Source organism: Bradyrhizobium archetypum, assembly GCF_013114835.1.
GTDB lineage: Bacteria > Pseudomonadota > Alphaproteobacteria > Rhizobiales > Xanthobacteraceae > Bradyrhizobium > Bradyrhizobium archetypum.
This window is the reverse complement of record NZ_JAAVLW010000002.1, coordinates 460,796-486,648: the sequence shown is the minus strand read 5'-3', so window position 1 is coordinate 486,648 and position 25,853 is coordinate 460,796. Positions and strand designations below refer to the sequence as shown.

General features: G+C 62.3%; 25 protein-coding genes. 12 read left to right on the top strand and 13 right to left on the bottom strand.

What is annotated here, in order from left to right:
- Nucleotides 1–4 precede the first annotated feature (4 nt).
- From HCN50_RS06785 to HCN50_RS06745, 9 genes are all read right to left on the bottom strand, one after another.
- The gene (locus HCN50_RS06785) at nucleotides 5–1,507 is read right to left on the bottom strand and encodes a sugar ABC transporter ATP-binding protein (RefSeq protein WP_171708855.1); all 1,503 of its coding nucleotides are present in this window, start codon (nucleotides 1,505–1,507) and stop codon (nucleotides 5–7) included.
- Nucleotides 1,508–1,547: 40 nt separating this feature from the next.
- Nucleotides 1,548–2,540, bottom strand: coding sequence for a sugar ABC transporter substrate-binding protein (locus tag HCN50_RS06780; RefSeq protein ID WP_171708854.1), 993 nt, complete (start codon nucleotides 2,538–2,540; stop codon nucleotides 1,548–1,550).
- Between the two features lie 161 nt (nucleotides 2,541–2,701).
- Entirely contained in the window at nucleotides 2,702–3,667 is a 966-nt protein-coding gene (locus HCN50_RS06775; RefSeq protein ID WP_283812052.1) for an AraC-like ligand-binding domain-containing protein, read from the bottom strand.
- A 385-nt stretch (nucleotides 3,668–4,052) separates the two neighbouring features.
- A complete protein-coding gene (locus HCN50_RS06770; RefSeq protein ID WP_171708852.1) occupies nucleotides 4,053–5,246 on the bottom strand; it encodes a M24 family metallopeptidase in 1,194 nt (397 codons plus the stop codon).
- Complete coding sequence (locus HCN50_RS06765; protein WP_171708851.1) at nucleotides 5,243–6,214, bottom strand: D-2-hydroxyacid dehydrogenase; 972 nt, start codon at nucleotides 6,212–6,214, stop codon at nucleotides 5,243–5,245. The genes HCN50_RS06770 and HCN50_RS06765 overlap by 4 nt, the downstream gene beginning before the upstream one ends.
- Nucleotides 6,207–7,511 (bottom strand): TRAP transporter large permease, encoded by a 1,305-nt coding sequence (locus HCN50_RS06760; protein ID WP_171708850.1) that lies wholly within the window; start codon nucleotides 7,509–7,511, stop codon nucleotides 6,207–6,209. The genes HCN50_RS06765 and HCN50_RS06760 overlap by 8 nt, the downstream gene beginning before the upstream one ends.
- Complete coding sequence (locus HCN50_RS06755; protein ID WP_171708849.1) at nucleotides 7,508–8,026, bottom strand: TRAP transporter small permease; 519 nt, start codon at nucleotides 8,024–8,026, stop codon at nucleotides 7,508–7,510. Before HCN50_RS06755 ends, HCN50_RS06760 begins: the two co-directional genes overlap by 4 nt.
- Nucleotides 8,027–8,095: 69 nt before the next feature.
- Nucleotides 8,096–9,109 carry a TRAP transporter substrate-binding protein gene (locus HCN50_RS06750; RefSeq protein ID WP_171708848.1) on the bottom strand — a complete coding sequence of 338 codons (1,014 nt, stop codon included), beginning with the start codon at nucleotides 9,107–9,109 and terminating at the stop codon, nucleotides 8,096–8,098.
- 143 nt (nucleotides 9,110–9,252) lie between these two features.
- Entirely contained in the window at nucleotides 9,253–10,056 is an 804-nt protein-coding gene (locus HCN50_RS06745; protein ID WP_171708847.1) for an IclR family transcriptional regulator, read from the bottom strand.
- A 472-nt stretch (nucleotides 10,057–10,528) separates the two neighbouring features.
- On the opposite strand from HCN50_RS06745, the gene HCN50_RS06740 reads away from it, so the two are divergent.
- From HCN50_RS06740 to HCN50_RS06685, 12 genes are all read left to right on the top strand, one after another.
- Entirely contained in the window at nucleotides 10,529–11,368 is an 840-nt protein-coding gene (locus HCN50_RS06740; RefSeq protein WP_171708846.1) for a cyclase family protein, read from the top strand.
- Nucleotides 11,368–11,718, top strand: coding sequence for a cupin domain-containing protein (locus tag HCN50_RS06735; RefSeq protein WP_171708845.1), 351 nt, complete (start codon nucleotides 11,368–11,370; stop codon nucleotides 11,716–11,718). Before HCN50_RS06740 ends, HCN50_RS06735 begins: the two co-directional genes overlap by 1 nt.
- The gene (locus HCN50_RS06730) at nucleotides 11,715–12,524 is read left to right on the top strand and encodes an SDR family NAD(P)-dependent oxidoreductase (RefSeq protein WP_311967307.1); all 810 of its coding nucleotides are present in this window, start codon (nucleotides 11,715–11,717) and stop codon (nucleotides 12,522–12,524) included. Before HCN50_RS06735 ends, HCN50_RS06730 begins: the two co-directional genes overlap by 4 nt.
- 39 nt (nucleotides 12,525–12,563) lie before the next feature.
- On the top strand, nucleotides 12,564–13,508 hold the full coding sequence (locus HCN50_RS06725) for a 3-hydroxyacyl-CoA dehydrogenase family protein (RefSeq protein WP_171708844.1): 945 nt from the start codon (nucleotides 12,564–12,566) through the stop codon (nucleotides 13,506–13,508).
- Nucleotides 13,509–13,549: 41 nt separating this feature from the next.
- Entirely contained in the window at nucleotides 13,550–14,389 is an 840-nt protein-coding gene (locus tag HCN50_RS06720) for a beta-keto acid cleavage family enzyme (RefSeq protein ID WP_171708843.1), read from the top strand.
- Nucleotides 14,390–14,468: 79 nt separating this feature from the next.
- Nucleotides 14,469–15,131 carry a DAPG hydrolase family protein gene (locus HCN50_RS06715; protein WP_171708842.1) on the top strand — a complete coding sequence of 221 codons (663 nt, stop codon included), beginning with the start codon at nucleotides 14,469–14,471 and terminating at the stop codon, nucleotides 15,129–15,131.
- 131 nt (nucleotides 15,132–15,262) lie between these two features.
- Nucleotides 15,263–16,492, top strand: coding sequence for an amino acid ABC transporter substrate-binding protein (locus HCN50_RS06710; RefSeq protein ID WP_171708841.1), 1,230 nt, complete (start codon nucleotides 15,263–15,265; stop codon nucleotides 16,490–16,492).
- A gap of 66 nt (nucleotides 16,493–16,558) precedes the next feature.
- The gene (locus HCN50_RS06705; RefSeq protein WP_171708840.1) at nucleotides 16,559–17,431 is read left to right on the top strand and encodes a branched-chain amino acid ABC transporter permease; all 873 of its coding nucleotides are present in this window, start codon (nucleotides 16,559–16,561) and stop codon (nucleotides 17,429–17,431) included.
- Nucleotides 17,428–18,414 carry a branched-chain amino acid ABC transporter permease gene (locus tag HCN50_RS06700; RefSeq protein ID WP_171708839.1) on the top strand — a complete coding sequence of 329 codons (987 nt, stop codon included), beginning with the start codon at nucleotides 17,428–17,430 and terminating at the stop codon, nucleotides 18,412–18,414. Before HCN50_RS06705 ends, HCN50_RS06700 begins: the two co-directional genes overlap by 4 nt.
- Nucleotides 18,411–19,943 (top strand): ATP-binding cassette domain-containing protein, encoded by a 1,533-nt coding sequence (locus HCN50_RS06695; protein ID WP_171708838.1) that lies wholly within the window; start codon nucleotides 18,411–18,413, stop codon nucleotides 19,941–19,943. Before HCN50_RS06700 ends, HCN50_RS06695 begins: the two co-directional genes overlap by 4 nt.
- Before the next feature lie 28 nt (nucleotides 19,944–19,971).
- Complete coding sequence (locus HCN50_RS06690; RefSeq protein ID WP_171708837.1) at nucleotides 19,972–20,985, top strand: amidohydrolase family protein; 1,014 nt, start codon at nucleotides 19,972–19,974, stop codon at nucleotides 20,983–20,985.
- Nucleotides 20,986–21,112: 127 nt separating this feature from the next.
- Nucleotides 21,113–21,472 (top strand): MarR family winged helix-turn-helix transcriptional regulator, encoded by a 360-nt coding sequence (locus HCN50_RS06685; RefSeq protein ID WP_171708836.1) that lies wholly within the window; start codon nucleotides 21,113–21,115, stop codon nucleotides 21,470–21,472.
- Nucleotides 21,473–22,429: 957 nt separating this feature from the next.
- On the opposite strand, the gene fdxA is transcribed toward HCN50_RS06685, so the two are convergent.
- From fdxA to HCN50_RS06665, 4 genes are read right to left on the bottom strand one after another with little or no spacing between them, the layout of a single operon-like run.
- Nucleotides 22,430–22,768, bottom strand: coding sequence for a ferredoxin FdxA (fdxA, locus tag HCN50_RS06680; protein ID WP_171708835.1), 339 nt, complete (start codon nucleotides 22,766–22,768; stop codon nucleotides 22,430–22,432).
- A gap of 58 nt (nucleotides 22,769–22,826) precedes the next feature.
- The gene (locus tag HCN50_RS06675; RefSeq protein WP_171708834.1) at nucleotides 22,827–23,804 is read right to left on the bottom strand and encodes a HEAT repeat domain-containing protein; all 978 of its coding nucleotides are present in this window, start codon (nucleotides 23,802–23,804) and stop codon (nucleotides 22,827–22,829) included.
- Nucleotides 23,805–23,806: 2 nt separating this feature from the next.
- Complete coding sequence (locus HCN50_RS06670; protein ID WP_108522320.1) at nucleotides 23,807–24,040, bottom strand: 4Fe-4S dicluster domain-containing protein; 234 nt, start codon at nucleotides 24,038–24,040, stop codon at nucleotides 23,807–23,809.
- Nucleotides 24,041–24,075: 35 nt separating this feature from the next.
- Entirely contained in the window at nucleotides 24,076–25,818 is a 1,743-nt protein-coding gene (locus HCN50_RS06665; RefSeq protein WP_171708833.1) for a fumarate reductase/succinate dehydrogenase flavoprotein subunit, read from the bottom strand.
- Nucleotides 25,819–25,853 lie beyond the last annotated feature (35 nt).

The window sequence follows — 25,853 nt, the reverse complement described above, 5'->3', positions numbered from 1 at the left end:
AATGTCACGAGAGCAGACCATTTCCTTCAGGCGATGGGTGGGTGATGTCGCGGACGATGCGGGCGCTATCAGCTTCACCGCGGCGATATCGACCGACAACCTCGCCGCGATACATCGTCACCACGGAATCGCTGATGCCGACGACCTCCTCGACGTCAGTCGACGTCGCTAGGATGGCATAGCCTTCGTCGCAGAACGAACGCATCAATCCGTAGATGTCGGCGCGCGCCCCGACGTCGATGCCGCGCGTCGGCTCATTCATGACCAGAACGCGTATCCCCTTGCATCCAACCAGCCGGCCGAACGCCAGCTTCTGCTGATTGCCGCCACTGAACTGCCAGGCGCGCGCCTTCAGGCGGTCAACGTCGATCCCGACCTTCTGACCGCTGGCCCGGGCGAACTTGACCAGTTCCGCCTGGCGCAGCATGCCGCCACGCGAGAGGCCCGACAGGTTCGCCGCGACGAGATTGTCGAGCACACTGAGATTCAGGAAGATTCCATCGGTTGCGCGATCGCCGGAGACGAGGATGACGCCAGCGCCAAGCGATCGCTCCACGGAACCGAGGGCAAGGCGCTTGCCGCCGACCTCGACCTCGCCGGAGGCATCGTAGGCGCGGCCTGCAATAGCTTCGATGACATCGATCGCGCCAGATCCGATCTGTCCTGCAATACACATGATCTCGCCAGCCGCAACGCGAGCGCTGAAATCACGGATCCTTTCCGGCACGTTCAGCCGACCGATCGTCAGTGCCGCCTCCCTACCGGTCTTTCCGAGAGGAGGAAACATCTCGGAAGAAGGGCGGCCCAGCATATGCCTAATCAGATCTTCGCGGCTTAGCGCAGAAGTCGGCCCCGTGTAAGCGAGTCTGCCGTTGCGAAGCACCGTGGTCGTCGAGCACAAGGCATAGATTTCGTTCAGCCGGTGACTGATGTAGACGACCGCACATCCCTCGGCTCGAGCGCTTTCGATCGCCTTGAAGAGCAGGCCGATCTCTCCGTCCGACAGCGTTGCAGTCGGCTCATCAAGGATAAGGGTGTGGGCGTTTCGTACCAGCGCCCTTGCGATCTCGATGAGCTGCCGATGACCGAGACTCAGCGAACGAACGGGCGTGTCGAGCGACAGATCGGATTGGCCGAGCTGGGAGAGAACCTTCCTCGCCCGAGCGCGCAATGTCGAACGCTTGTGAAAGAACGGCGTCTCGACCGAGCCAAGCCAGATGTTGTCGTAGACAGACAGATCGGGACAAACGCTGAGTTCCTGCGCAACCACCGAGATGCCAAACTGCTGCGCGGCTCGGCTACTGGGGATTGCGACGGGAGAGCCTTGATACAGAATGGAACCGGCCGTCGCGGCAAACTGGCCGGACAGAATCTTGACCAGGGTGCTCTTCCCCGCTCCGTTTTCTCCACAGATTGCATGGACGATCCCGGGCTCGAACGATAAGGAAACCTCGGACAGTGCGAGCACCGCTCCGAACGACTTGGATACCCGATCAAGCTGGAGCACGGCGATCCTCGATTGCGTCAGATTTGCGACGAAGACCTAGCTAGTACGTGCACGGCTTCTCGAACGCTGCGACGTTCGCGGAGGTGATCGGCTCGGCAGGCGTCAGGTAATAAGCCTTGTCGAGCTTGGCGCCGTTGAAGTAGTCGGCGGCCTTATCGACGGCCAACTTGCCTTCATCTACTGGATTGTCGAACAACGTAGCGGCCATTTTGCCGTTCTTGATGTTCTCAATACCGACGCCTTGGCAATTGCCGCCGACCACAATGATATTGCCCGGCTTGGTGCCGGGCTTGAGGCCGGCTGCGACGATCGCCTGGATGCTGGCATTGGCGAGCGTGTCGTTCATGCCATAGATGCCGGCGATGCCCTTGGAGGCAAAGCGAGCCAGTAGTTGGCCAGCCATCGTTTCGGCGGTCACTGGATTCCACTTCGTGTCTTCCGTCGCAACGACCTTGAAGCCGGGGTGAGATTCGAGGGCAGCAACAAATGCCTTCTGGCGGATCGGCGCCTTTCCTTCATCCATTGAACCCGCGACGATCACTACGTTCGCCTCCTTGTGACCGGCGTCAGTGAGCTGCTTGGCCATCGTCTCTCCGGCAAGACTGCCCAAAGCGCGATCGTCGTACCCGGCGTACGACAGATAGAGGTCCTGCGAACTCGCGTCAGTGAGCGGTACGACCACCAGGACAACCGGAATATTAGCCGCCTTGGCTCTTGTCAGAGGCGGCACGACGGCTTTCTGGCTGATGGGCTGGAGGATCAGCATGTCGAATTTCTGCGCAACAGCGTCATCGATCTGCTGGGCTTGAAGCGTGGGATCGAACGGGCTGGAGAAAACCGTGACCTTCATGCCTTTGGCGGCAGCTGCGTCGGTCACGCCCCTGGTGATACCTCCGAGGAATTTGTCCTGGGTTGGCCCTATGAAGAGGGCGATACGTTTACCTTCGGGCCCGGCATAGGCCGGCACGCCCGACTGAGCGCAGACGGCAATGATGGCAAGTGCAAGGACAGCTGCTTTGCACAGGGCGCGCATAAATTCCTCCCAAATCCAATATTGGACGGGGCCGAAGCTCCCGCTTGCAGCTCTCTCCGGAGCCGACTGGATCAGATTTCCCCACAAGGCCATGACCGTAAAGGCCTTGCGGAGGGTTTGGGGGTCTAGAGCACTGTAACGAAAGCGACTGTGCGCTGTGGCTAAATTCGGGGGCTAAACGTCGATCTCCCGAGCCGCAAGTCGGTCGGCGTTGACTCGAACGCCCGGCGAAAGGCGGTACAGAAGTGCGCTTGGCTGCGAAAGCCGAAGCGGAACGCAACCTCCTTGACGGGCAACGTTGGCGAGGCAAGCAGCGCCTCGTAGCTGCGCGCCAGCCGTCGCTCCATCACCACGCGGCCGACGCTGCGATCCGCCTCAGCGAATATCCGGTGGAGGTAGCGGACCGAGATCCCGATGCCGGCCGCGACGCGCGCAGGATTGAGCCCGGGATCACTGAGGTGATTGTCGACGAAGGCTAGCGCCCGCCGATACAGCGCCGAGCGGCTCGCCGATTCGCCTACGGGCAGATCGCCGTCTCCGGCTTCCAATCCAATTGCAATCAAGTCGATGATGCGATTCGTCAGGTGCGCGCCCATAGGTTCGGGAATGGATGCGGACTCGCGGGAAAGACTTGCCAGCGAGTCTCGGATGACTCTGCCGAGGCCGCGCTTTGCATCGCGCAACGTAACCAGCCGGCTATCGATGCCGCTCAAGCGCGAGCGCAGGGCGTTGCCCGGTATCTTCACGCTGAGGACTTCCGACCAGTCGGAATGGACATAACGGTAAGGCCGCTGCAAATCGAACAGGACAAACGAACCGGACGTGGCCAGGCACTCGCGACCCGCTTGCCGGATGGTAACCGAGCCCCTCTCAATAAACGCTAGGACATGGAAATTCCTCTCGTCGTTCGAAATGTGCTGCGGCCTCCGCCAAGCATCCTCGCCGGAACTCGATATATGAGTGACATCGACTTCACCGAACGACGCTACCTTGGCACGGCCGGAAAAGGTTGTCCGGTCGTGGGTATTCATTTCGACCGCCCCGAACAGCTGCCAAATGGCGTCATCCCAGCGGCGTCTGACAGCGGGTCCCGCCGTCGTCTCGACATTAATGCAAGTTGGCTCCATGTTCGACCTCCCGCTCGACAAAACCGCCACCATCGCAAATGCAACAAATGCTCAGGTCGCTGAGGCCGTCGAGTCCCGCTACCCGACTGGTCCGATTTGCTCAACCGTCCCACGGCCGTTCGGCTTTCGCCTTCCGGTCGGCTTCCTCCTTCGGGCAATTTTTTCCGCCAATAAATGCCACTAGTTAAGTCGTCACAGCGATTCTACGCGGAAGCAAATTCGGTTCTTTCAGCCGTACCTCTCCAGCACGACGCCGCTTCAAAGGCCGCGGAATGGATCCGGAACAGCTCTACCGCTGCGGCCGATCCCACCCACGCCCGACAGCTCACCTCCGCAATTGAACTTGCGTGCCTCATGGGCGTCTTTCCTGCAATTCATTGCCTGTTCACTGCAGCTCGAACACCTTCTTCTCGGTCCGGTGCAAGCAAGGGCCGGGCCCGTCTGCCCCCACCAAGTAGTTGTCGCAGATGACAGCGAAAATCGACTCCGTCTCGTAACCGGGATGGACTGCGAGATGCATGCCGGCAGCGATGGTCATCGTCTCGTCGCGGCGGATGAGCGGCCGCTCGACCATGTCGTAGCCCTGGCTGTGAGCGTAGAGGCGGATTTCCGGCGGAAGGCCGCGGCCGGTCATGAAATCGTCGTGAGCCGCCGCGATATCGCTGGCCTTTACACCCGGCTTGAGCCAGGACAGCGTGTGCTCCTGCGCCGCCCTTACGGCGGCGAAGCCCTCAAGCAGTTCGGCCGACGCCTTGCCCAATACCAAGGTGCGGGCAATTTCGCAGAAGAATCCGCCAGGACCGTTCACCTCGATCAAGAGCGACAGGTGATCTCCTTGCGCAAGAGTCCGCCCCTGGAAGTGCCGTCCCATGAAGGGCGAGCGGACGCCCACTCTCGCGGACGCGCCGAGGAAGATGCCCTGCTCGCTGCCAAGCTGCTGGGCCTTCATCTGCGCCGCCGAGGTAACGTCGATGTCGCGCAGACCGGGACGGATCACGGAACAGACGTGGCTGAAGACGTCGTCCTGGAGCGCGGCTGCACGGCGGATCAGATCCTGCTCTTCGTCACTTTTGATCGCCTTCAGGACATCGAGCTCCTCAGTGATATCGACAATCTCGAAATTGCCGAGACCATCGCGCAGCACCTGGCTGAAACCGGCGAGAAAGCCCGTGCCATTCGCAAGGCCGACCCTGCGCACACCATGCGCACGCAAATCGGCAAGAGCGAGATCGGCATCGTAGCGGACGGTGTAATCGATCGACGGGAAAGACGGCGTCGTCAGAATCGTGCCGACGCCGCGATGGATCGGGTCCTCACCCCTGAGCGTCCGACGGCCATCGAACACGCCCATTTCGACGACGGTCATCAAATCATCGGCATAGAACAGCACCGTTCGCGGATAACCGTTGTTGGCCGGAATATCCGTCAGCCATTTCACGTTTCCGCCGAGCCAGTCATTGGTAGCCTGAACGATGGCGGCGTCGACGGCGTGCGCCTTCATCAGCGCGCGGAGCGCCGACCAGCGCCGCGCCAGCTCCTGGTCGCTGATCCGGACGGGAATGCGCTCGTGACTGCTCATGCTCTGGCTCCGGTCGGCGCGATGGAAATTCGATTCTGCATCCGCACGAACTCTCCCGCGGCGAAGGCACGCAGGTTGTGAACGACCAGCGGCAAGAGTTGCTGTGCGTAGCTGTCGCTCATGCCGCCCAGATGCGGCGTCACCAGCACGTTGTCGAGACGCCACAACGGGCTGTCGGCGGGAAGTGGCTCAATATTGAAAACGTCCAGACCGGCACCGGCGAAGCGCCGGGACTGGAGCCGTTCGATCAGCGCGGCTTCGTCCACCACGGGGCCGCGCGCCAGGTTGATCAAAAAGGCATGCGCAGGCAGCGCATCCAGCACGTCGGCATTGATCAGGTGTCGCGTTTGCGGCGTGGAAGCCGCCATCACGATCAGAAAATCGGCTTCGGCAGCCGACGCGACCAGGTCGCGCCGGGTGCGGATCTCATCGAACCCGTTTCCTGTCGTTCGGGCATCGCTGATTCCGATCACACGCATGCCGAACACCTTGCAGCGATGCGCCAGTTCCTCGCTGATAGCGCCGACGCCGACCAGCACGACGGTCTTGCCGAGCAGCAGGCGCTGCGGCCAGCGATCCCAACTCTGACGATGCTGATTGACGACCATGCGCGGAAGATCGCGCGCCAGCGCCAGCATGTGCGTGAAAGCCATTTCGGACATTTGGGGGCCGTGCACACCGCGAGCGGAGGTCACGATCACCTCTTCCGACAGATCGAGCGACAGAAGCGGATCGACACCGGTGGTCAGCGCCTGGATCCAACGAAGCCCAGGCGTGGCAGCAACCAGTGCCGGCGTGATCGTCTGCGCAAGGCCGATGAGCACGCTCGCACCTCGTGCGTCGTTCAGCACATCGCAGGCGGTGCCGCCCGCATGAAGCCGAACCGTCGGGCAAGCCTGAGCGAGCCCTTCGGCGAGGCCCGGCACATCCTGCGTGATGACCACAATCTCAAGTGAGGCTTCAGCCATAGAGCACCTTCGGCAGCCACAGCGCGAGCTGCGGGAACAACAACAACAGCGCCAGCAGCACGAAAGGCGCGACCAGGAACGGAAGAATGCCGCGATAGATGCTGCCGAGCCTGATGTCAGGCGCCTGGGCCTGAATCACGAACAGGTTCATGCCGACCGGTGGATGGATCAGGCCGAGTTCGACGACGATGACCACGATGATGGAGAACCACACCGGATCATAGCCATACTGCACGACCAGCGGCAGGAAGACCGGCACGGTGATCAGCACCATGCCGATGCCTTCGAGGAAGCAGCCGATCACCACATAGGCGATGATGATCAGCAACATGACCGCGAGGCCAGGAAGATGAAGCGACTTGGCGCCGGTTGCCAACATATTCGGCAGCTGCGTCTGCACAACGAAATTCGCAAAATAGGTCGCACCGATCACGATCGCGAATAGCAGCGCCGAGGTGATGACCGCGCCTTCGGTGGCTGAGACCAGTTGCGTCCAGCCGATTCGCCGGCCCACGACACCGAGCAGGATGGCGCCAGCCGCACCGATCGCTGCCGCTTCGGTGGGACTGAAGATGCCGCCATAGATGCCGCCGATCGTCACGACGAAGAGAAGGATGAACTGCCATGGCTTACGCATGGCCTCGAGGCGCTCGCGCCACGGCACCCGGGGCGACTCCGGTGCGAAATCCGGCTTCAGATAAGCCGTGACCAAAGCCACGACCGTGTAGAGCGCAGTCAACACGAGACCAGGAATCAACGCGGCAGCGAAAAGCTTCGGCACCGACTGTTCTGCGATTGCCGCGTAGATGACCAGGATAATCGATGGCGGAATCAGAATGCCGAGGCTACCTCCAGCAGCGATGGCGCCCGCCGCGAAGCCATCGTTGTATTTGGCTGTCCGCATTTCTGGCAGCGCGATACGGGTCATGGTCGCTGCTGTGGCGATCGACGAGCCGCAAACGGCTCCAAAGCAGGCCGAGGCGCCAATCGCCGCCACGGCGAGGCCACCGCGCAGCCCTGAGAGCAGCACGCGCGAAGCGTTGAATAGATCCGCCGAAAGCTTCGTGCTTGAGGCAACATCGCCCATCAGGATGAATAGCGGCACCACCGACAAGGCATAGGAGTTGGCGACGTCGAACGGAGTGGTGCCGAGCGTGGTGAACGCGACCGACCAGCCGTTGATCGACGCATTGCCGACCAAACCAACGATGACAAGCGCGGCCCATACCGGAACGCGGAAGAACAGCAGCACAAACAAGGCGACAACGCCGAGCGCGCCGATCCATTGCACGCTCATAGACCGTCTCCACTGATTTCCGCGTGGCTTCTCGGCGGAGCGACAGGGCGAAACAGCGGTCCTAGGGCGCACAGCAACGTTCCGATCAGGCCGGCGATCGCGAGCATCCATAGCACCCAGAGCTTGAGGCCGAGTTCGAGCTTGCGATCTCCATAATCATAGGCCTGCATCGCCGGCGCGATCATCGTGACCACGATCAACGCCAATAATGTCACGGTCAGGATATCGGACAGCCGCACTAGAACGCGCTGAACTGCCGGCGGCACCATGGAGTCGATGATGTCGATGACGATATTCTTGCGCGCCAGAAAGCAGACAGACAGGCCGTGAAACACGAACACCACTAGGCAGGCCTCGACCACGTCGTAGGCGCCGTGGATCGGCTTGTCGAATAGAAAGCGCATCGCCACGTCGAGACAGGTTATGCCCATCATCACAACCAGCGCGACCATGGCCAGCTTGAGCTGCACGTTCTTCAGGCGAATGGAAAATTTGTCGAGGGAAGCACCCGGCATCGTGATCTCCCGATGCGGCATGCAACTCGGGAACGACATGTTCACGGGCCGCAGCGCAACGCGTGATGGTTACTGGATATAGGCGTCGAGGAAGGCCTTGCCCGGCTTGCCGGCCTTTTCCAGTTCGGCGAGCGCCTTACCCCTGAGCGGGCTGAGAATTTCCTTCACACGCGCGAGCTCGGCCGCGGGCAACTGGGAGATTTGCACCCCCTTGCCGATCATGTATTCGCGCCCGCCTTTTTCGCTGGTGTCGAACGATGCGCCGAAGCGCTCTGCCCGGTCCGGGCCGGTGGATTTCTCGATCAGCGCCTTCAACTCGGGGGACAGCGAAGTGAATTTGGCCGGGTTCATCGCCACCGCGAAGGTCGCGGTGCTGACGCCCGGCTCGAGGGAATATTTGACCACGGTACCGAGGTCGAAGCTGTGACAGGCCTCGTAGGGAAATGTCGCCGCATCGACGATGCCCTTGGCAAGACTATCGGCGGTCTCCGCAGGAGGCACCGCGAGCGGCGACGCGCCGAGCAAAGGGATAATCTGGGCGAACTGCTCGCCGGCGTAACGCACCCGCAAGCCCTTGAAATCCTCGAGCCTCGTGATCGGCCGCTTGCTGGTGTGAAACATCAGCGGGTTGGTGACGGCCATCCAGAGAATCTTCAGTCCGGCGTGCTCGGTGGAGAGATAGGTCTGCGCCAGTTCAGTCAGCCGCCGCGAGGTTACGCTACTATTGTTGCCCGCCTTCGGCGATGAATAGGGCAGCGACACCAGATCAGTCATCGGGAAGCGGCCGGGCGTAGCGCCATGCAGGCCAACGGCGATATCAACCGCGCCGTTGCGCACGAGGTCAAATTGCCGGTTGACCGGACCAAGCTGAGAGGCCGGGAAGATGTTGAGCGCGAGTTGGCCCTGGGACTGCTCGGTCAGGTACTCGCCCCATTTCACCATCTCGCGGTGGAAGGTGTGGTTGGGCGGCAGATAGTGCGAGACCTTTAGCGTGACCGGCTCGGCCTTGGCGCGACTGACACCTAGCCCTGCAATCGCAACTCCTGACATCGCGCCGAACAGGGCGCCACGACGTGTGATCATCCGTGCTTTCCTCCTGGTTCGCGGAGAGCCACCCCTCCGCTGCAGTCCGGAAGCCTCTTGCGGGCGCCTCGTACTGCCATACGATACTTCTGTACTGTATCATGGGCAGTGCTGCAAGTGCGGCCTTGGCCGCTTCGCGATCTTTAGCGCGAGAGGACGCCCTCGACCCGACGCCGGAAACCGAGCAGCCGCTCCGCAAGACCATCGCGATGCTCGAGAAAACGCTGCGTCGGCACCGGGATCGATACCGCGACCGGGCGACCAAAATGATCGATCACCGCGGTACCAATGGCACTGATGCCGGTGCCGTGCTCTTCGAGATCGTATGCCAAGTGGGTGCGACGAATGTCGCTGAGCTCGTCCATCAGACGCTTGCGGTTCGCGAGCGGAAAGTCCGGATGCTCGGCGAGACTCTTCTCGATCAGTTCGCTACTTTCCTCCGGCGAAAAGCAGGCCAGGACGGCCTTGCCGTTCGCCGTACAATGCAGGGGAAAACGCTCGCCCACGGCCGAGAGCGCCGTCAGCCGATGTCGGCCAGGGATTTGGTCGACGAACACCGCCGAGCCGCCCGACAGCACCGATAGGTCGACAGTTTCCCCAACATCCTCGCCAAGCGCGATCAGATGCGGACGAATGATGTCTGTAGAGTTGGCGCCGACGGATGCTGCGATACGCAGCAATCCCATCCCGATTCTCACCTCGCCTGGCCCGGTTGACGTGAGGAAATCCTCCGCTATCAGCGCAGCGACAATGCGCTGCACGGTCGAGCGGGCGAGATTCACGGACTTGGCGATCTGGCCAAGGCTGAGGCCGTTGGGATGGCTTTCCAGCGTGCGCAATATCTTGCCAGCGCGCGCCAACACCTGAATTCCGTTGCTGATGCGCTCATCCTCTGGTCGGGGCTCGGATGATCGCGGCTTCAATGCCCGCGATGTGGCTTTCGGCATCGGCGCTTTTTCCTTCAATTGATCCGATCAGTGATCGGCGCTCAGTCCGTCAGGCCGGGGGGACGCCGTGGGCGCCCATCAGTGACAACACGATCGGTGTACCACATCGCGGTTCGAAAGTTCAGCATTGCTGGCCTATTTATCTCGGTCTGCACAGTCCGACGACGGACCACTCTGGTGGAGCGCGGAAGATCGACCCTGAGATGAAAAGATCTCTAACTTGTCCCGGCGCTCAAACTTGTCTCCCGAATAGAAGGGGTTGATCAGAACCTTACGTGGCTTTTGCCAACTCGGACCCTCACTGCCCTGCCACTTAAAGTTTGAAACGCCAAATCCAAATTCGATTGACGTCATCCGCATTATGGTACAAGTGTATCACAAAGCGGAGCAGATAGCTACGGCGAAGCCGCTCCCTCGCTGCTGCCAGGACACGACCGGCCGGCGGACACAGAAACCGTTCAATGGAGGAAGCATGTCTATCAAGGTGCGCGGCATCGAATTCCAGAGCAACACGGACAACGCCATGGGGCTGAGGTTCACCAACCTCTCCCATCGATGGGGCTACCAGTGCCCGAACTGGCCCTACTTTGAAGACGTCAAGATCGAGCGCATCCACTACATGGCGAAGTCGGGCGTGCTGTCGCAGCGCATCACCACCTCGATGCATTCCACCACGCATATCGATGCGCCGGCGCATGTGGTGCAAGGCACGCCGTTCATCGACGAAGTGCCGCTGCCGCATTTCTTCGGCTCAGGACTCGTGGTCTCGATTCCGAAGAAGAAATGGGAATCGATCACCGCAGATGATCTGGAGAAGGCCTGCGGTTATGCAATCCGCCCGCATGATGTGCTGATCATCAACACCGGCTGGCACAAGATCTATGAGGATGGCGATTATTTCGCCTACTGCCCGGGCCTCGTGCCCTCCGCAGCCGACTGGATGGTCGACAAGCAGGTCAAGGTCGTCGGTCACGACACCCAGGCCAACGATCATCCGCTGGCGACCGCGATCGGTCAGCACCGCAATGGGCCGCTGCTGCCGCACCTCAAGGAAGAATACCGCGTCTGGTCCGGCGGCCGCGATTGGGCCGACGATTTCCCGGAATGGGAGCCGGTGCACAACAAGCTGTTCAAGCACGGCATTCTCGGCATCGAAAATGTCGGCGGCGATCTCGACGAGGTCACCGGCAAGCGTTGCACCTTCGCCTTCTTCCCCTGGAACTGGGAGCGCGGCGATGGTTGCATCATCCGTCTCGTCGCCATCACCGATCCCAAGCAGGCGTATCGGATCGAGAAGGGCGAGGCATTCTGATGCACGTCAAACGCTTTGCGGCCGCGAAGCCCTATGATGCACCCAACCACCGCGGTGTGGTTGGCCTGCGTCTCCAGGGGTTTGAACCGGGCGGCCCAGCCAACCAATGGGTCGGCCTGTCGCAATTCCTGCCTGGCGGCGGCGCCGGGCCAGACTCTACCCCCTTCGAGAAGGTCTATGTGGTGATCGAGGGGGAAATGACAGTGATCGTCGGCGGTCAGGAGATCGTCCTTGGCCGCTACGACAGCTGCACTATCGCGCCCGGCGAAATACGCGAGATCGTCAACCGCCGCAACGATGTCTGCACCATGCTGGTCGTCATTCCCTATCCCCCAGGAGTGAAGCCGTGAGCGCATCCATCGACTTCCTCAAGAATCCACTTTCGCTGTTTGACATCCGCGGCAAGGTGGCCATCGTCACGGGCGCGTCCGGCGCCTTTGGCGCGCTGGCCGTGCAGGTGCTGGCTGGTGCCGGTGCCAAAATCGTTGCGGTCGCAGGCAACGCTCAGGCGCTCGACGAGACAGCCGCCTCCGCGCGCGAACTCGGTGCCGAGGTCGTGGCCGTCAAGGCACGCCCCACCGACGAGGCTGCTTGCGAGGATATCGTCGCGCAGGCGGTGAAGGCTTTCGGCGGCGTCGACATTCTCGTCGTGGCGTCCGGCAAGAATGACGTCAGCAAGATCGTCGACATGGCCCCGTCACGATTCCTCGACGTCATGGACGCCAATGTCACGCAGTCCTGGCTGATGGCGAAAGCCACAGGCAAGCAGATGCTGGCCCAAGGCCGCGGCGGCAAGGTCGTGCTGATGTCCTCGGCTCGCGGCAAGCTCGGCCATCCCGCGGGTTACTCGGCCTACTGCGCATCGAAGGCGGCCGTCGACGGCATCACCCGCGCACTCGGCTGCGAATGGGGTGAGACGGGCATCACCGTCAATGCTATCGCACCGACAGTTTTCCGCTCCCCTCTCACCGCCTGGATGTTCGAGGATACCGAGCGCGCCCGTGAGGTGCGTAAGGGCTTTCTGGCGCGCGTGCCCAAGGGTCGTCTCGGCGAGCCGCAAGATCTTGCCGGTCCCTTGCTGTTCCTGGCATCCAAAGCCTCGGATTTCTACACCGGCCACATCCTCGACACCGACGGCGGCTACACCGCGGGCTGACGTCCGCGGTGCCTTCTCTTTCGAACCGCGGAGGCCCGCATGTTGCAACGAATTGGCGTCATCGGCGGCGGCACCATGGGGCACGGCATCGCCGCCGCGTTCGCTTTGCACGATCTGTCCGTGCATCTATACGAGCCGTCGGCTGTGACGCGGGCGGACATCGTGCCGTCGATCAAGGCGGCCTATGACCTGCTGATCGAGGAAGACTTCATCACGCAGGCTGAGATTCCACCGGCATTGAACCGGATCCAGGTCTTCGATGAGCTCGCGCCCGCAGTGAACGACCGAGACTTCATCGTGGAGGCGATCCCGGAACGCATGGAGTTGAAGCAAGCGCTGTTCACCGAGCTCGACCGGCTGTGCTCTCCGGCAACCATATTCGCGACCAACACATCGAGCCTACCGCTCGCGCCGATGATTGCGGCACTTCCGGACGCAAGACGCGGACGAACCTTGGTGACCCACTGGTACAATCCGCCATTGATCATGCCGCTGGTCGAGATATCGGCGTTTGGCAATACCGCGGCGGAGGTCTTTGAGGCCGTCGCATCTCTGCACCAGAAGATCGGCAAACGCACCGCGAAGATCCTGAAGGATGTTCCGGGTCTCGTCGCCAACCGCATCCAGCAGGCTGTGGCGCGCGAAGTGTTCTCATTGATCGAGCAGGGCGTCGCCGATGCCGCGGACATCGACGCGGCATTGAAATTCGGGCCTGCATTCCGCTACGCCACCACAGGGCAGCTCGAAGTGGCCGACTTTGGCGGTCTCGATATCTGGCTCACCGTCGGCGACAACCTCCTCGCGGTCATGGACGCCTCGCGCGAAGCGAGCCCGCTGCTGAGGCAAAAGGTTGCTGAAGGCAAGCTCGGCGTGAAGAACGGCGCCGGATTCTACCGCTACGACGCCGCTGCCATTCCGACCATACGCCGGGCATTTCTGACGCGACTGGTGAATCAACTCAAAGCGTCGCGCGCCTATTCTTGAAGATTCGGACGCGAAGATACCAATCAAGAGGAAACTCTCTCATGGCCGATACCATCATCACTGTCGCACCGACCGGCGCGTTTCCAACCAAGGAGCACAATCCCGCCATTCCCCTGACGCCGCGTGAGATCGCCGACGATGTGTACGAATGCTGGCAGGCCGGCGCGGGCATCGCGCACCTGCACATGCGTGACGACGCCGGCAAGGGCACCATGGACAAGGGCCGCTTCATCGAAACTGTCGGCCGCATCCGCGAGCGCTGCGATATCGTGCTCAACCTGACGACCTCAGGCGATCTCAACGCCACCGACGAGACGCGCATGGCGCACCTCATCGAGCTCAAACCGGAGCTTGCCTCCTTCGATGCCGGTTCGATGAACTGGATGCATTCGACGTTGTTCATCAATCATCCGGCGTTCCTTGAAAAGCTCGCCGGGGTGATGAACGAGAACGGCGTCATGCCGGAGATCGAGGTGTTCGACCCGGGCATGTTCTACAACGCGACCCATTACATGAAGAAGGGCATCCTGCGCGGCCCCGGCTACTTCCAGTTCGTGCTCGGCGCCGCTGGCGGCATCGCGGCCACGGTGGAGAACCTCGTCTTTCTCAAGAGCCTGCTGCCGCCCGACGCCGCCTGGTCGGCGTTCGGCATCGGCGCCGGCCACCTGCCGATCCTGTTCGCGACGCTCGCACTCGGCGGTCACATCCGGGTCGGCATGGAGGACAACGTGCTCTACGCCAAGGGCCGGCTCGCCAAGAACAATGCGGAGTTCGTCGCCCGTGCCGCGCGTCTCGTGCGCGAGGCCAACGGTAGCGTCGCGACACCGGCGAGCGCGCGGCAGATCCTCGCCTTGCCCGCCCGCCCGTCGCTGGCCGCCTGACCGAACACGCCGCATCCCCGCAGGCGGTGCGGCCCACCGATCCGACAGAGATCGTCGCGACGTCGATGAGGAGGACACCATGGAGTTCGAAGACTGCAACCTGCTGCTCGATCCCGGCTACCTGCCATTCGAGTCGGGCTACAAGGATCTCGCGGCCGGCAAGAAGCTGGTCGCCGCCCTCACTCGCATGCCCGACTGCCGCGCCAGGATGGTGCATTGGTGGTTCGGCTGGCTCGGCGGCATCGAGCAATACAAGCTCTGGCATCCGCGCGACCACGTCGCCAGCGCCTGGGTCAATCGCGTCGACGGCAACTATATCGGCGCCTCCCACGTGGTGAGCGAGTATCTCGCCGGACCCACAGGTCCGGTCTACGATCTGAGCATCGACTTCCACCATCCGCACGAGATCTTCGACGCGAAACGCTACGACCGCTCGGGCGCGGTTGCCATCTGCGCGCGCATCGGCGACCAGGATGCGCCGGTTCATGTCGGCCGCATGACTCATTTCGTACGCGATACCGACTACGGCTGCGAGATGCGCTCGCGGTTCTGGCTCGGCATCCTTGCCGACAAGAAAACCGGTGAGCCGGTGCCCGAAAACGTCGCCGTCGAGGCGCGCAAGCGCCAGCTCAATGACGACTTCACGCGGCGCCTGCACCAGCACGCCACCGAAGAGATGGGCTATCTCGCCGAGATTCTGCCGGTGCTGTACCGCCGCTACACCGGCGACACCACGTTCTAACGCCGCGCCACAGCCGCGGCGGCACGACCGCCGAGCCATCGGGATGGCCAAGACACCGAGACGACAAACGCATCGGGATCACGATGCCAACCAGGCCGCGAACGGCCATACGGATCATCATGGAGGAACGCATGACGACGACATCGTTGCACCAGTGGCTATCCAGACGCGCCCCGCTTGCCCGGCGCCTTGTCCCGATCGCGCTATTGTCCCTGGCCGCGGCGTTCGCCACAGCGCCTGCGCGCGCCGCCGACGAGATCGTCATCGGCGCATCGATCCCGCTCAGCGGGCCGCTCGCGGGGTTCGGCAGCTTCCAGAAGTGGGGCTACAGCCGCGCCGTCGACGAGGTCAACAAGGCCGGCGGCATCGCCATCGACGGCAAGAAGATGCCGGTGCGCCTTGTGCTGCGCGACGACAAGACCGATCCGAACGCCACCGCTGCCAACACCGAGAGCCTCTTGTCGCGCGACAAGGCCGTCGCCCTGCTCGGCTCCTGCACGCCTGCGCTGGTGAATGCCGGCGCACTGGTCGCCGAACGGAAGAAGATTCCGCTGGTGACAGCCTGCAATCCACTCGAGGCATTCAAGTCGGTGCGCAAGTGGACTTACGTCTGGGACCTGTTCTTCCACGAGCCAGAGCTGGCCGCGATCCCGTTCAAGGCATTGCGCGACCTCAAGCTCGAGACCAACAAGAAGGTGGCGATCTTCCACGACAACGGCCCCGACGGCCAGGTGGTCGGAGGCACGCTGTGGCCCAACATGGCCAAGGACGCCGGCTATGACGTGGTGCAGAACGCGTCCTTCCCGATCGACAACACCCAGTTCACCTCAATCGTCGCCGAGGCCAAGGCGAAGGGTGCCGATATCGTGCTGATCGACGCCATCACGCCGCAGGCGGTCTCGATCCGCAAGCAGATCGCCTCCGCCGGCTATACGCCGAAGCTGCTGGTGATCGAAAAGGGCGCCGAGCCGGTGCAGTTCGCCGAGGCGCTCGGCAAGCTCGCCGACGGCGTCGTGGTCGGCGGCTACTGGGATCCCAGTTTCCCCTATCCCGGCGCGAAAGAGCTGGCGACAGCGTTCGAGAGCGAAACCAAGCTGACCTCCAGCCAGCACATCGCCGACAGCTACGCCGCGGCGCAGATCCTGCTCGACGCCATCGTGGCGGCCGGCTCGCTCGATCCCGAGAAGATCAACACCGCGATTTCGCGCACCGACAAGACCTATGTGGTCGGCCCAATCAAGTTCGACGAGAACCACACCGCGAAGCTGCCGCTGGTGATGCTGCAGTGGCAGTCGGGCAAGACACCGATCGTCTGGCCGGCGGACCGCGCCAACGGCAAGATCCTGTTCCCGGTGCCTTGAGTTCACTTGCCTCGGCCCGGTCGGCTTCGGCGTCCGGGCCGTCCTGTCCTGTTCGGAACGACCGCCATGCCCGCTCTCGATGTGATCCTCAACGCGCTGATCTCGGGTGTCCTTTTGGGCGGCATGCTGGCGCTCACGGCGCTCGGCCTGTCGATCATCCTCGGCGTGATGCGCCTGGTGAACCTAGCCCACGGCGAGTTCCTGGTCGCGGGCGCCTATGCCGGCTTGTTCCTGCTGCAATGGACCGGCATCGATCCCCTCGCCGGTCTCGCTCTGATCGGTCTCGTGCTGGCGCTGATCGGGTATCCGATCCATCGCTTCCTGCTGGTCCCGCTGGCGGGCAAGGGACCGGAGGCCTCGATGATGACGATGTTCGGCCTCTCGATCATCCTGCAGAACCTGTTCATCCTGCTGTTCAGCGCCGACACCCGCGCCATCGACCGCAGCTATGCTACCGTGCCGCTCGAGCTCGGCCCGATCAGCGTGCCGCAGATCTTTGTCATCGGTTTCGTCATCTCGGTCGTGCTGATCGTCGCGGTGCATCTCTTGATCGCGCGCAGCCGCTTCGGCAGGGACCTGCGCGCCAGCGCCGACCAGCCGCAGGCCGCCGCCATGATCGGCATCAATGTCAGCCGTGTTCATGCCTTCACCTTCTGCCTCGGCGCCGCCTGCGCCGGAATCGGAGGCACTCTGATCGGGGTCGCGCTGTCCTTCACGCCGACCAGCGGCGCCTCCTATCTGCTCACCGATTTCGCAGTCATCGTCCTCGGCGGGCTGGGTAACGTGCTGGGCACGCTGGTGGGCGGCATCGTGCTCGGCGTGCTGCAGAGCATCGGCGGGCTCACGCTCGGGGACGGCTACCGCGATCTCGTCGGCCTGGTGCTGTTTCTCGCCATGCTGTCCGTGCGGCCGCAGGGCTTTCTCGGACACCGCGCATGACCGTCCTGACCTCGCAGAGCACACCGCAGCGCACGATCTCGATCCGCAGCCCCGCCATACGCATCGTCATCGCATGCATTGCATTCGCCGCACTGCTGGCTGCGCCGATCGTGCTGCCGACCTATTTCGTCGAGATCGGCTTCAAGCTCCTGATCTACATCGTGCTGGCGGAAGCCTGGAACCTGCTGGCCGGCTATGGCGGCCTGGTCTCGCTCGGCACCTCGTCTTTCTTCGGGCTCGGTGCCTATGTCACAGTCGGCCTGATCAATCAGGCCGGGGCCGGGCCGCTGCAGGCACTGGCCGCCTCCGCGCTCGCCGGCACCGCTGTCGCGATTGTGATGTCGCGCGGCCTGTTCCGCCTACGCGGCCTCTATTTCACCGTCGGAACGCTGGCGCTCGCCGAAGCGCTGCGGCTGTTCGTCATCAACGTGCCATGGTTCGGCGGCGCCACCGGCTTGTTCGTCACGGTCGACCTGCCGGAGATCGCGGCGCTGTTCCGCTACGCCACACTGCTGCTCGCGCTCGCCGCGCTGGTCATGGCGCTCGCGACCGGCTCACGCTTCTCAGTCCTGCTGCGCGCGGTGCGCGACGACGAAGACGCAGCGAGCCAGGTCGGCGTGCGGGCCTTCCGCATCAAGCTTGCCGCCTTCATCGTCGCCAGCGCGCTGATCGCCTCCGCCGGCGGCCTGCAGGCGATCAAGCTCGGCGCCATCGAGCCCTATGGCAGCTTCGGTCTGCAATGGTCGGTCGATCCGCTCGCCATCGTCATCATCGGCGGCCTCGGCATGCGTTTCGGCGCGATGGTCGGCGCGGTGTTCTTCGTGGCGATCGGTGAGCTGCTTGCCGATTATCCCGAGCTCCATGTCGCCATCACCGGCGTCACGCTCATCCTGTTGATCCGCTTCGCCCCGCGCGGAATCTGCGGTCTCGCCGAGGCTGCCCTCCGGCGCCGCGGCGCTGCGCCGCAGGAGGCCCACCCATGACGGCGGCCGCACACAGCGCTCCCCTGCTCGATGCCGCCGGTCTCGGCAAGCGCTATGGCGGCGTCGTCGCCAATGACGGCATCGACATCCGCCTCGACAAGGGCCGCGTGCTCGGCGTCATCGGCCCCAACGGCGCCGGCAAGTCGACCCTGATCGGCCTGCTCGGCGGCGCCATTGCGCCGAGCGCAGGCCGCATCCGCTTCGAGGGCGACGACATCACGGCGCTGCCGGCCTCCGAACGGGCGCGGCGCGGCATCGGACGGACTTACCAGATCCCCCGGCCATTCCTCGACATGACGGTCGCCGAGAACCTCGCGGTCGGCCAGTTCTCGCTGTCGCCGTTCATTTCCGCCGCGACCGCCACGGCCGAACGCCGCGACATCCTCGAGCGCTGCGGCCTCGCGGACGCCACCGACGTCAAGGCGCGCGACCTGCCGCTCTTGCGACGCAAGCGCCTCGAGGTGGCGCGCGCGCTGGCGCTCAAGCCCAAATTGCTGCTGCTTGACGAGGTCGGCGCCGGGCTGATCGACAGCGAGGTCAGCGAGCTGATCGCGCTGATCCGCTCGCTGCAGGACGGCGAGCGCTCCATCATCATCATCGAGCACGTCATCCGGATCGTGAAGGAATGCTGCGAAGACCTGGTGGTGATCAATTTCGGCAAGGTCCTGACCAAGGGCCCGACCGCCGAGGTGCTGGCAAGCGACGAGGTCAGCGCGGTCTATCTCGGCACCAGTCACGGCGGCGCGGCCAACGCGTCCCCTATCGCGGCGCCGTCCACGACGGCCGATCCGGCGCCGTCCGCCTCGGCAACGGCCGCGCCGCTGCTCGCGCTCGAAGGCGTCTCGGCGGGTTACGGCCAGGCCCGAGTCATCCATGACCTCAGCCTCTCGGTGATGCCCGGGCAGGTGGTCGGCATTCTCGGCACCAACGGCGCCGGCAAGACTACCCTCGCCCACGTCATCAGCCGCGCGCTGCCGGTCACCGCCGGCCGCATCCGCTTCGCGGGCGACGACATCACCGCCCTGCCGCCCCACGCGGCGGCGGCCCGCGGCATTGCCCATTGCATGGAAGGTCGGCGGATCTTCGCCTCGCTCTCGGTGGAGGAAAATCTGCTGGTCTCCGCCCGTAACGTCGCCACCGCGCAATGCAAGGAACGGCTGGAGCGCATCTATGCCCTGTTTCCGGTGCTCGCCGAGCGGCGCCACGCCGCCGGCACCTCGATTTCCGGCGGCCAGCAGCAGGCGCTGGCGATCGGGCGTGCGCTGATGGCGAAGCCGCGCCTCGTCATCTTCGACGAGATCAGCCTCGGGCTCGCGCCGGTGATGATGGATCGCCTCTACGAGGCGCTGGCCGAGCTCAAGCGCGAAGGCCTGACCATGCTGGTGGTCGAGCAGGACGTCGAGCGTGCGCTCGACGTTGCCGATGTCGCCCATATCATCAACAAGGGGCGCATCACCTTGTCGGGCTCGGCCGCCGTGGTGCGCGCCGACGAACGGCTGCGCCACCTCTATTTCGGCATTGAAGACTAACCTGCAGACGAAGATTAAGGAGCACAAGATGAAGCGGATCGCAATCGAGGAAGCGTTCGTCACGGCAGAAATCGCCGCAGAATGGAAGAAGGCCCTGGCGCGCCCGGATGTCGAGCCTGGCTTTGCCAAGATGGGCGAGAGCATTCTGGCTGAGACACCGGGCAACGCGCTGCTGCATTCCCGCTTACTCGACATCGGCAAGGGACGCATCGCCCATATGGACGAGGTTGGCATTGACATGCAGGTGCTGTCGCTGACCTCGCCGGGCGTCCAGGTCTTCGCGCCCGACCTCGCCACCCGCCTCGCTGCCGAGGCGAACGACATTCTGGCTGCGGCGGTTCGCGCCGCGCCATCCCGTCTTGCGGGGCTGGGCGCCATCGCGCCGCAAGCCCCCGCGGCCGCCGCGCGGGAAATCGACCGCATCAAGACGCTCGGGCTCTGCGGATTGATCGTCAATTCCCATACCTTCGGTGAATATCTCGACGCGGCTCGCTACTTCCCAATCTTTGAGGCCATGGAGGCGACCGGACTGCCGATGTATCTGCACCCGCGCGAACCGGCTCCGAGCCTGGTGACGCCGTTTCTCGACTACGGCCTCTATTTCGCCGGCTGGGGTTTCGCGGTAGAGACGGGGTTGCACGCAATGCGGCTCATCATGTCCGGCACCTTCGCGCGGTACCCGAAACTGAAGATCATCCTCGGCCACATGGGCGAAGGCATTCCGTTCTGGCTTCAGCGCATCGACAATCGCTATTTGCTTCAGGTCAAGATCGGTGCCGTAACCAAGTTGCCGCGCCTTCCCAGCGAATACTTTCTGGACAATTTCGTGATCACGACAGCTGGAGTCACTTCGATGCCGGCACTGCGGCTCAGCATTGATGTTCTCGGGGCCGACCGCATTCTGTTCGCAGCGGACTACCCATATGAAGACGACGCAGAGGCTGTGCGCTTCCTCAAAGGCGCCGCACTTACGCAGCAGGAGCGCAATCTCATCTCGCACCAGAACGCCGAACGATTGTTTGGAAAATCTTTACCGGAATAAACACGAACGATCTCCTGAACCTCCGTGAAGCAAGCCTCGAACCTAAATCATGCACCCCTTTTCGAACTCGCTACCTTACCTGCTCCTACGTCTCAGCACTCGGATGGCTAACTCCTTGGAGCGGCAATTGAAGGAAAAGGGATTGACGCTGCTAAAGTATCGCGTGCTGGCCATTCTGACCGAAAACGATCGGCCACTGCACATGGGCGAATTGGCCACACTGACATCTGTCGATCTATCAACGTTGTCACGATTGATCGCCAATATGCACGAGCATGGTATAGTGCATCGCGCACGTGTTGAAAGCAATCAGCGCCGAGTGCAGGTGACCCTCACCGAAATCGGCCACCAGGTTTATGCGCGGATCAAGCCAGTTACGGCGCAATACGAAAAATTGGCGACTGCACCTCTACCTGGAAAGGACGTCGAAGGTCTCAAGATAGCCCTCCGGTCGATCTGCAATCGTATCGACAAACTGGAGATCTAAGAAATCGGTCGACGCTACCGCCTCGAGTAGTTCGGCAGCGCAAAAAGGATGTCGTCCTCACAACAGCAACAAACTCGTGGGACGGACGCCAGTCCGCGGGTCAGGCGCACGCCTTGCGAAACCGTTCGGCAATTCGGAATGCCGACCCTTCCGAAGCTTTCTGATCTGGCGTAGGCTCGACGCCTTGGCCGGCAACGACGTCAACGATCCATTAGAGCCTTGCCCCTAGGATCGAAGCGGTTCGAGAATTCGTCTTCGGGACCACTGGCGCAGAAAGACCCGCAAGATTAAGAACCACGACGAGCGCGGCGATGGAGATCTTGGGCTGGATTGCCTTGGTCAGGCTACCTATGGAGTACGGATTAAGGCCTTTGGCGGCTCTAGTGGGAGCCGAAGTGTCGGTTGTACAAATGGTAGCGGGGGAGCTTTACCAACCCACGCCGACATTGCCTCCAATCTTCCCGCGTGAAGTTCGCGGCAAGCTCGACCCGCTAGATTAGCAGATCCCAATACAACGCTCAGCGGCCACCGAACGCCGCCAGAAGCCGAATCCTGCCTACTGAGAGAACGCGTCAGCCGGGGCGGTACAGCATTTGGTACAGCATGGCGCAAGGCGACCGTCCCTTAAGTGCTGATGATGCATCGCTTTTCGAGATGTCCCGGTCCAATCCATCATCGGCAAATTTGAACTACCGTGAACCAGCGACGTCCAACGAGTTGGATTCAGCTCGTTGTTGAGCATTGGCAATTTGTCCTGGCTATACAATACCACCGTCCTCTCGGCTCCTCGCGGTCTGGTTCCCTGGTTCGCCGGGCTCTGCAGTGGCTAGAAGGCTCCGAACGGTGGGGACGCCGCCAAGGCGTCGATGGTCTCGAGCTCAGCTAAGCATGACCAAACGGTCTGACGATCCGGTCTTCGTCAGTTGGACGGCCTGTCAGCACCCATGAAACGTTACGTCAGCCACCTGGACCGGGAGAGTCGCTGAAGAATTGATCGAACTTTCCCTCGGCGCCTTGAAATTCTTCCGCGTCGGCAGGTGGTTCTTTCTTGTTGGAGATGTTCGGCCAAACCGCAGCAAACCTGGCATTCAAAACTAGCCATTTTTCCAGGCCCGGTTCCGTGTCAGCCTTGATGGCGTCGGCGGGACACTCAGGTTCACAGACACCGCAATCGATGCATTCCTCGGGATGGATAACAAGCATATTGTCCCCCTCGTAGAAGCAATCGACCGGGCAAACCTCAACGCAATCGGTATACTTGCACTTGATGCAGGCTTCGGTGACGACATACGTCATCTCAGTCTCTGAATCATCTTCCGACCTGTTACCACGCCGACGGACGGCAACCACAGAGCTAGGAACTCGTCTTTGCTTTCCTGGCAGCGATCTGCTGCAGCGCCCAGCGTGCGTTTTTTCTCACTTCGGGATCGTGATCATTCGCGACCAGGGCGAGAAACGGCTCCGCGGCTGGATCGGCAATCTCGCCCAGCGCTGCTGCAGCTTCCTTGCGCAAATTTGCCTGCTCGTGCGTGATGCACTTGCCAATCGGACGAACCGCCCGATCGAGCTTCATCTTGCCAAGGCTTCTGATCGCCTTGAGCCGCACCTGCCAGAAATCGTCCGTCAACGCGGCAATCAGTTGATCCGCCGCGATCATGCCGTTGGCGTTCTGGCCCAGCGTCTCCGCCGCCATCTCGCGGACCATCCAGTCTTCATCCCCTAGCGTACGGGTGATCGATTCAGCCGCTGGCCGCATCTGCGAAAACGCCAGCGCGCTAACCGCCGCCCGCCTGACGTGGGCATCGGGATCGCCGGTGGACGCAGTCAGCGCAGGTATCGACTCCTCGAGCTTCAAAAAGCCGATGACGCCGATCGCCTGCACACGGACGGCGGCATCGCTATCCCTGAGCGCCTCGAGCGCCGGCTTGAGCGTGTCCTTGCGCCGCAACTCCTTCAGCGCACGGAGGGCGCTCATGCGGACGAACGCGTGGCCGTGCTTGACCAGGGGAAGTATCGCGTCGGCACATGCCGGGTCCTTGAACTCAGCCATGCTGTCGGCCGCTGCGGAAGCGACCGTCTGTTCGGGATCGAGCAGCAGTTTCGCCAAAGCAGACGCCGAATCCGGCCCGTCGAATTCCCCGAGCGCCATTGCCACCTGCTGACGCACCCCGGCGTCGGGATCCGCGACCATGGCGCTCAGATGCCCAACGGCCGCAGGATCCCCGGAATGGCCAAGCGCAATGATCGCGACGCGGCGCTCGCCCGGATCGGCGGCCCCGAGCCGCTCCTCGGCGTCCTCCAGATCGTCGTAGGATTCGAAAGGACCCGACATGATCACCTCAGGAGGTAGGGAATGTTGACGGTAACGGCTCCGGTCGGGCAATCGGCCTCGCACGGCATGCAATACCAGCACTCGTCGTAGGCCATGAATGCCTTTCCGGTCATGTCACTGATGCGAAGCACGTCGAGCGGACAAACATCGACACAAACGGTGCATCCCTTGTCCGCGATACACTTGGCATCGTCCACGACGACCGGCACGGACGTCTGATAACTGGCGAGAGGCATTGCTGAGAGTCTCCTGTTGCTTCGTTGCGGGGCCGTTACGCGCTGGCGCGGATACGTTGCTTGTCGTAGAGATCCTTCTCTTCATCAGCGATCGGGACGACGTACGGTTCCACATCCCGCTTCTCGCTGGTCATCTTGCCGTTCTTGTTGCTGAGAAGTGTGTGGCAGAACCAGTTCTCGTTGTCCTTCTCGGGGAAATCGGTGCGGAGGTGATACAGACCCCAGCGGCTTTCCTCGCGGTAGAGCGAGGCATGGGCGGCCATGTCGGCACAGTCCAGTATCGACTGGGTCTCCAATGCGCGCAGCAGTTCGTGCGAATTGCGTGCGATCATTTGCTTCTCCATGTCCTCACGAGCCTCCGCCAACCTGCGCTGACCAAGTTCGAACTTGCGCGTGACCTTCGGCGGCTGCAGATAGTCGTTCACGAGGCGACGGACCTTGTATTCAATCTGGTTCGGCGGGATGCCGTCTTCCCGCCTGGTCGGCGCCATCACGCGGTCGCGCTCCTTGACCACGTCAGCGGCATCGAAGGCGGCGAAGTCGTGGTTGTCCGCGAACTCCATCGCGTCGGTGCCCGCGACCGAGCCGTTGGTAAAAGCGCCGAGCATGTAGTTATGAGGCACGCTGGCCATGTCGCCGGCGGCGTAGAGGCCGGGCACGGTCGTGCGCGCAAAATCATCGACGAACACACCGGACGCGCTATGCCCTGAACAGAACCCGATTTCGGAAATGTGCATCTCGATCGATTCGGTCCGATAGTCGGTACCCCGCCCCTTCTGGAACAGCCCGCGCGTCGGCCGCTCGACCTTGTGGAGCGTGGACTCGATTTCCTCGATGGTTTTCTCGTGAAGATGCGACAATTGAAGGAAAACCGGACCCTTGCCCGACGACAATTCGTTGTAGAACTCAAGCATCATCTGGCCCGACCAGTAATCGCATTCGATGAAGCGCGATCCTTCGTTGTTGGCGGTGAATGCACCGAAGGGACCAGCGACATAGGCGCAGGCCGGACCGTTGTAATCCTTGATCAGCGGGTTGATCTGGAAGCATTCGAGGTTCGCGAGTGCCGCGCCGGCATGATAGGCCATCGCATAGCCGTCGCCTGAATTCGCAGCATTCTCGTAGGTACCGAACATGTAGCCGGAGGTCGGTAGGCCGAGGCGTCCCGCCGCGCCCATGCAGAGGATGACAGCCTTGGCCTTGATGACCAGGATTTCGGCTGTACGGGTATTGACGCTGATAGTCCCCGCCACGCGCCCGTTGCTCGACGTCAGGAGACGTGTTGCCATATGCCGGTTCGAGATCAGGATTCTCGCGCGCCGGAGCTGCCGGTAGATCGCCTTCTTCACCGTCTCGCCGTTCGGCATCGGCAGCACATAGGTGCCGATGTGGTGCACCTTCTTGACCGCGTAGTCGCCGTTTTCGTTCTTCAGGAAGCGGATGCCGAAGCTGTCGAGCTCCTCGATGATCTTGTAGCAATTCTGTGCATACTTGTAGACCGCCTTCTGATCGACAATGCCGTCGTTCGCGATGGTTATTTCCTTGGTGTATTGCTCCGGCGTCGCGTAACCGGGAATGACGGCGTTGTTCAGTCCGTCCATGCCCATCGAGATCGCGCCCGACCGCTTGACGTTGGCCTTCTCGAGCAAAACGACATTCGCTTTGGGATTCTTCAGCTTGGCCTTGAGTGCAGCCATCGGCCCGGCCGTACCGCCGCCGATAACGAGCACATCGCACGAAACTTCCGAAAGCCCGTCAACGATCTCATCCATTGCCATTACTCGCTCCTGGTTCGGCGTGTTCGCCATCTTGG

What these genes read in the sequence shown, in the direction of transcription:
- HCN50_RS06780 (WP_171708854.1), bottom strand. Translation starts at nt 2,540, where the DNA reads ATGCGCGCCCTGTGCAAAGCAGCTGTCCTTGCACTTGCCATCATTGCC.
- HCN50_RS06775 (WP_283812052.1), bottom strand. Translation starts at nt 3,667, where the DNA reads ATGGAGCCAACTTGCATTAATGTCGAGACGACGGCGGGACCCGCTGTC.
- HCN50_RS06770 (WP_171708852.1), bottom strand. Translation starts at nt 5,246, where the DNA reads ATGAGCAGTCACGAGCGCATTCCCGTCCGGATCAGCGACCAGGAGCTG.
- HCN50_RS06765 (WP_171708851.1), bottom strand. Translation starts at nt 6,214, where the DNA reads ATGGCTGAAGCCTCACTTGAGATTGTGGTCATCACGCAGGATGTGCCG.
- HCN50_RS06760 (WP_171708850.1), bottom strand. Translation starts at nt 7,511, where the DNA reads ATGAGCGTGCAATGGATCGGCGCGCTCGGCGTTGTCGCCTTGTTTGTG.
- HCN50_RS06755 (WP_171708849.1), bottom strand. Translation starts at nt 8,026, where the DNA reads ATGCCGGGTGCTTCCCTCGACAAATTTTCCATTCGCCTGAAGAACGTG.
- HCN50_RS06750 (WP_171708848.1), bottom strand. Translation starts at nt 9,109, where the DNA reads ATGATCACACGTCGTGGCGCCCTGTTCGGCGCGATGTCAGGAGTTGCG.
- HCN50_RS06745 (WP_171708847.1), bottom strand. Translation starts at nt 10,056, where the DNA reads ATGCCGAAAGCCACATCGCGGGCATTGAAGCCGCGATCATCCGAGCCC.
- HCN50_RS06740 (WP_171708846.1), top strand. Translation starts at nt 10,529, where the DNA reads ATGTCTATCAAGGTGCGCGGCATCGAATTCCAGAGCAACACGGACAAC.
- HCN50_RS06735 (WP_171708845.1), top strand. Translation starts at nt 11,368, where the DNA reads ATGCACGTCAAACGCTTTGCGGCCGCGAAGCCCTATGATGCACCCAAC.
- HCN50_RS06725 (WP_171708844.1), top strand. Translation starts at nt 12,564, where the DNA reads ATGTTGCAACGAATTGGCGTCATCGGCGGCGGCACCATGGGGCACGGC.
- HCN50_RS06720 (WP_171708843.1), top strand. Translation starts at nt 13,550, where the DNA reads ATGGCCGATACCATCATCACTGTCGCACCGACCGGCGCGTTTCCAACC.
- HCN50_RS06715 (WP_171708842.1), top strand. Translation starts at nt 14,469, where the DNA reads ATGGAGTTCGAAGACTGCAACCTGCTGCTCGATCCCGGCTACCTGCCA.
- HCN50_RS06710 (WP_171708841.1), top strand. Translation starts at nt 15,263, where the DNA reads ATGACGACGACATCGTTGCACCAGTGGCTATCCAGACGCGCCCCGCTT.
- HCN50_RS06705 (WP_171708840.1), top strand. Translation starts at nt 16,559, where the DNA reads ATGCCCGCTCTCGATGTGATCCTCAACGCGCTGATCTCGGGTGTCCTT.
- HCN50_RS06700 (WP_171708839.1), top strand. Translation starts at nt 17,428, where the DNA reads ATGACCGTCCTGACCTCGCAGAGCACACCGCAGCGCACGATCTCGATC.
- HCN50_RS06695 (WP_171708838.1), top strand. Translation starts at nt 18,411, where the DNA reads ATGACGGCGGCCGCACACAGCGCTCCCCTGCTCGATGCCGCCGGTCTC.
- HCN50_RS06690 (WP_171708837.1), top strand. Translation starts at nt 19,972, where the DNA reads ATGAAGCGGATCGCAATCGAGGAAGCGTTCGTCACGGCAGAAATCGCC.
- fdxA (WP_171708835.1), bottom strand. Translation starts at nt 22,768, where the DNA reads ATGACGTATGTCGTCACCGAAGCCTGCATCAAGTGCAAGTATACCGAT.
- HCN50_RS06675 (WP_171708834.1), bottom strand. Translation starts at nt 23,804, where the DNA reads ATGTCGGGTCCTTTCGAATCCTACGACGATCTGGAGGACGCCGAGGAG.
- HCN50_RS06670 (WP_108522320.1), bottom strand. Translation starts at nt 24,040, where the DNA reads ATGCCTCTCGCCAGTTATCAGACGTCCGTGCCGGTCGTCGTGGACGAT.
- HCN50_RS06665 (WP_171708833.1), bottom strand. Translation starts at nt 25,818, where the DNA reads ATGGCAATGGATGAGATCGTTGACGGGCTTTCGGAAGTTTCGTGCGAT.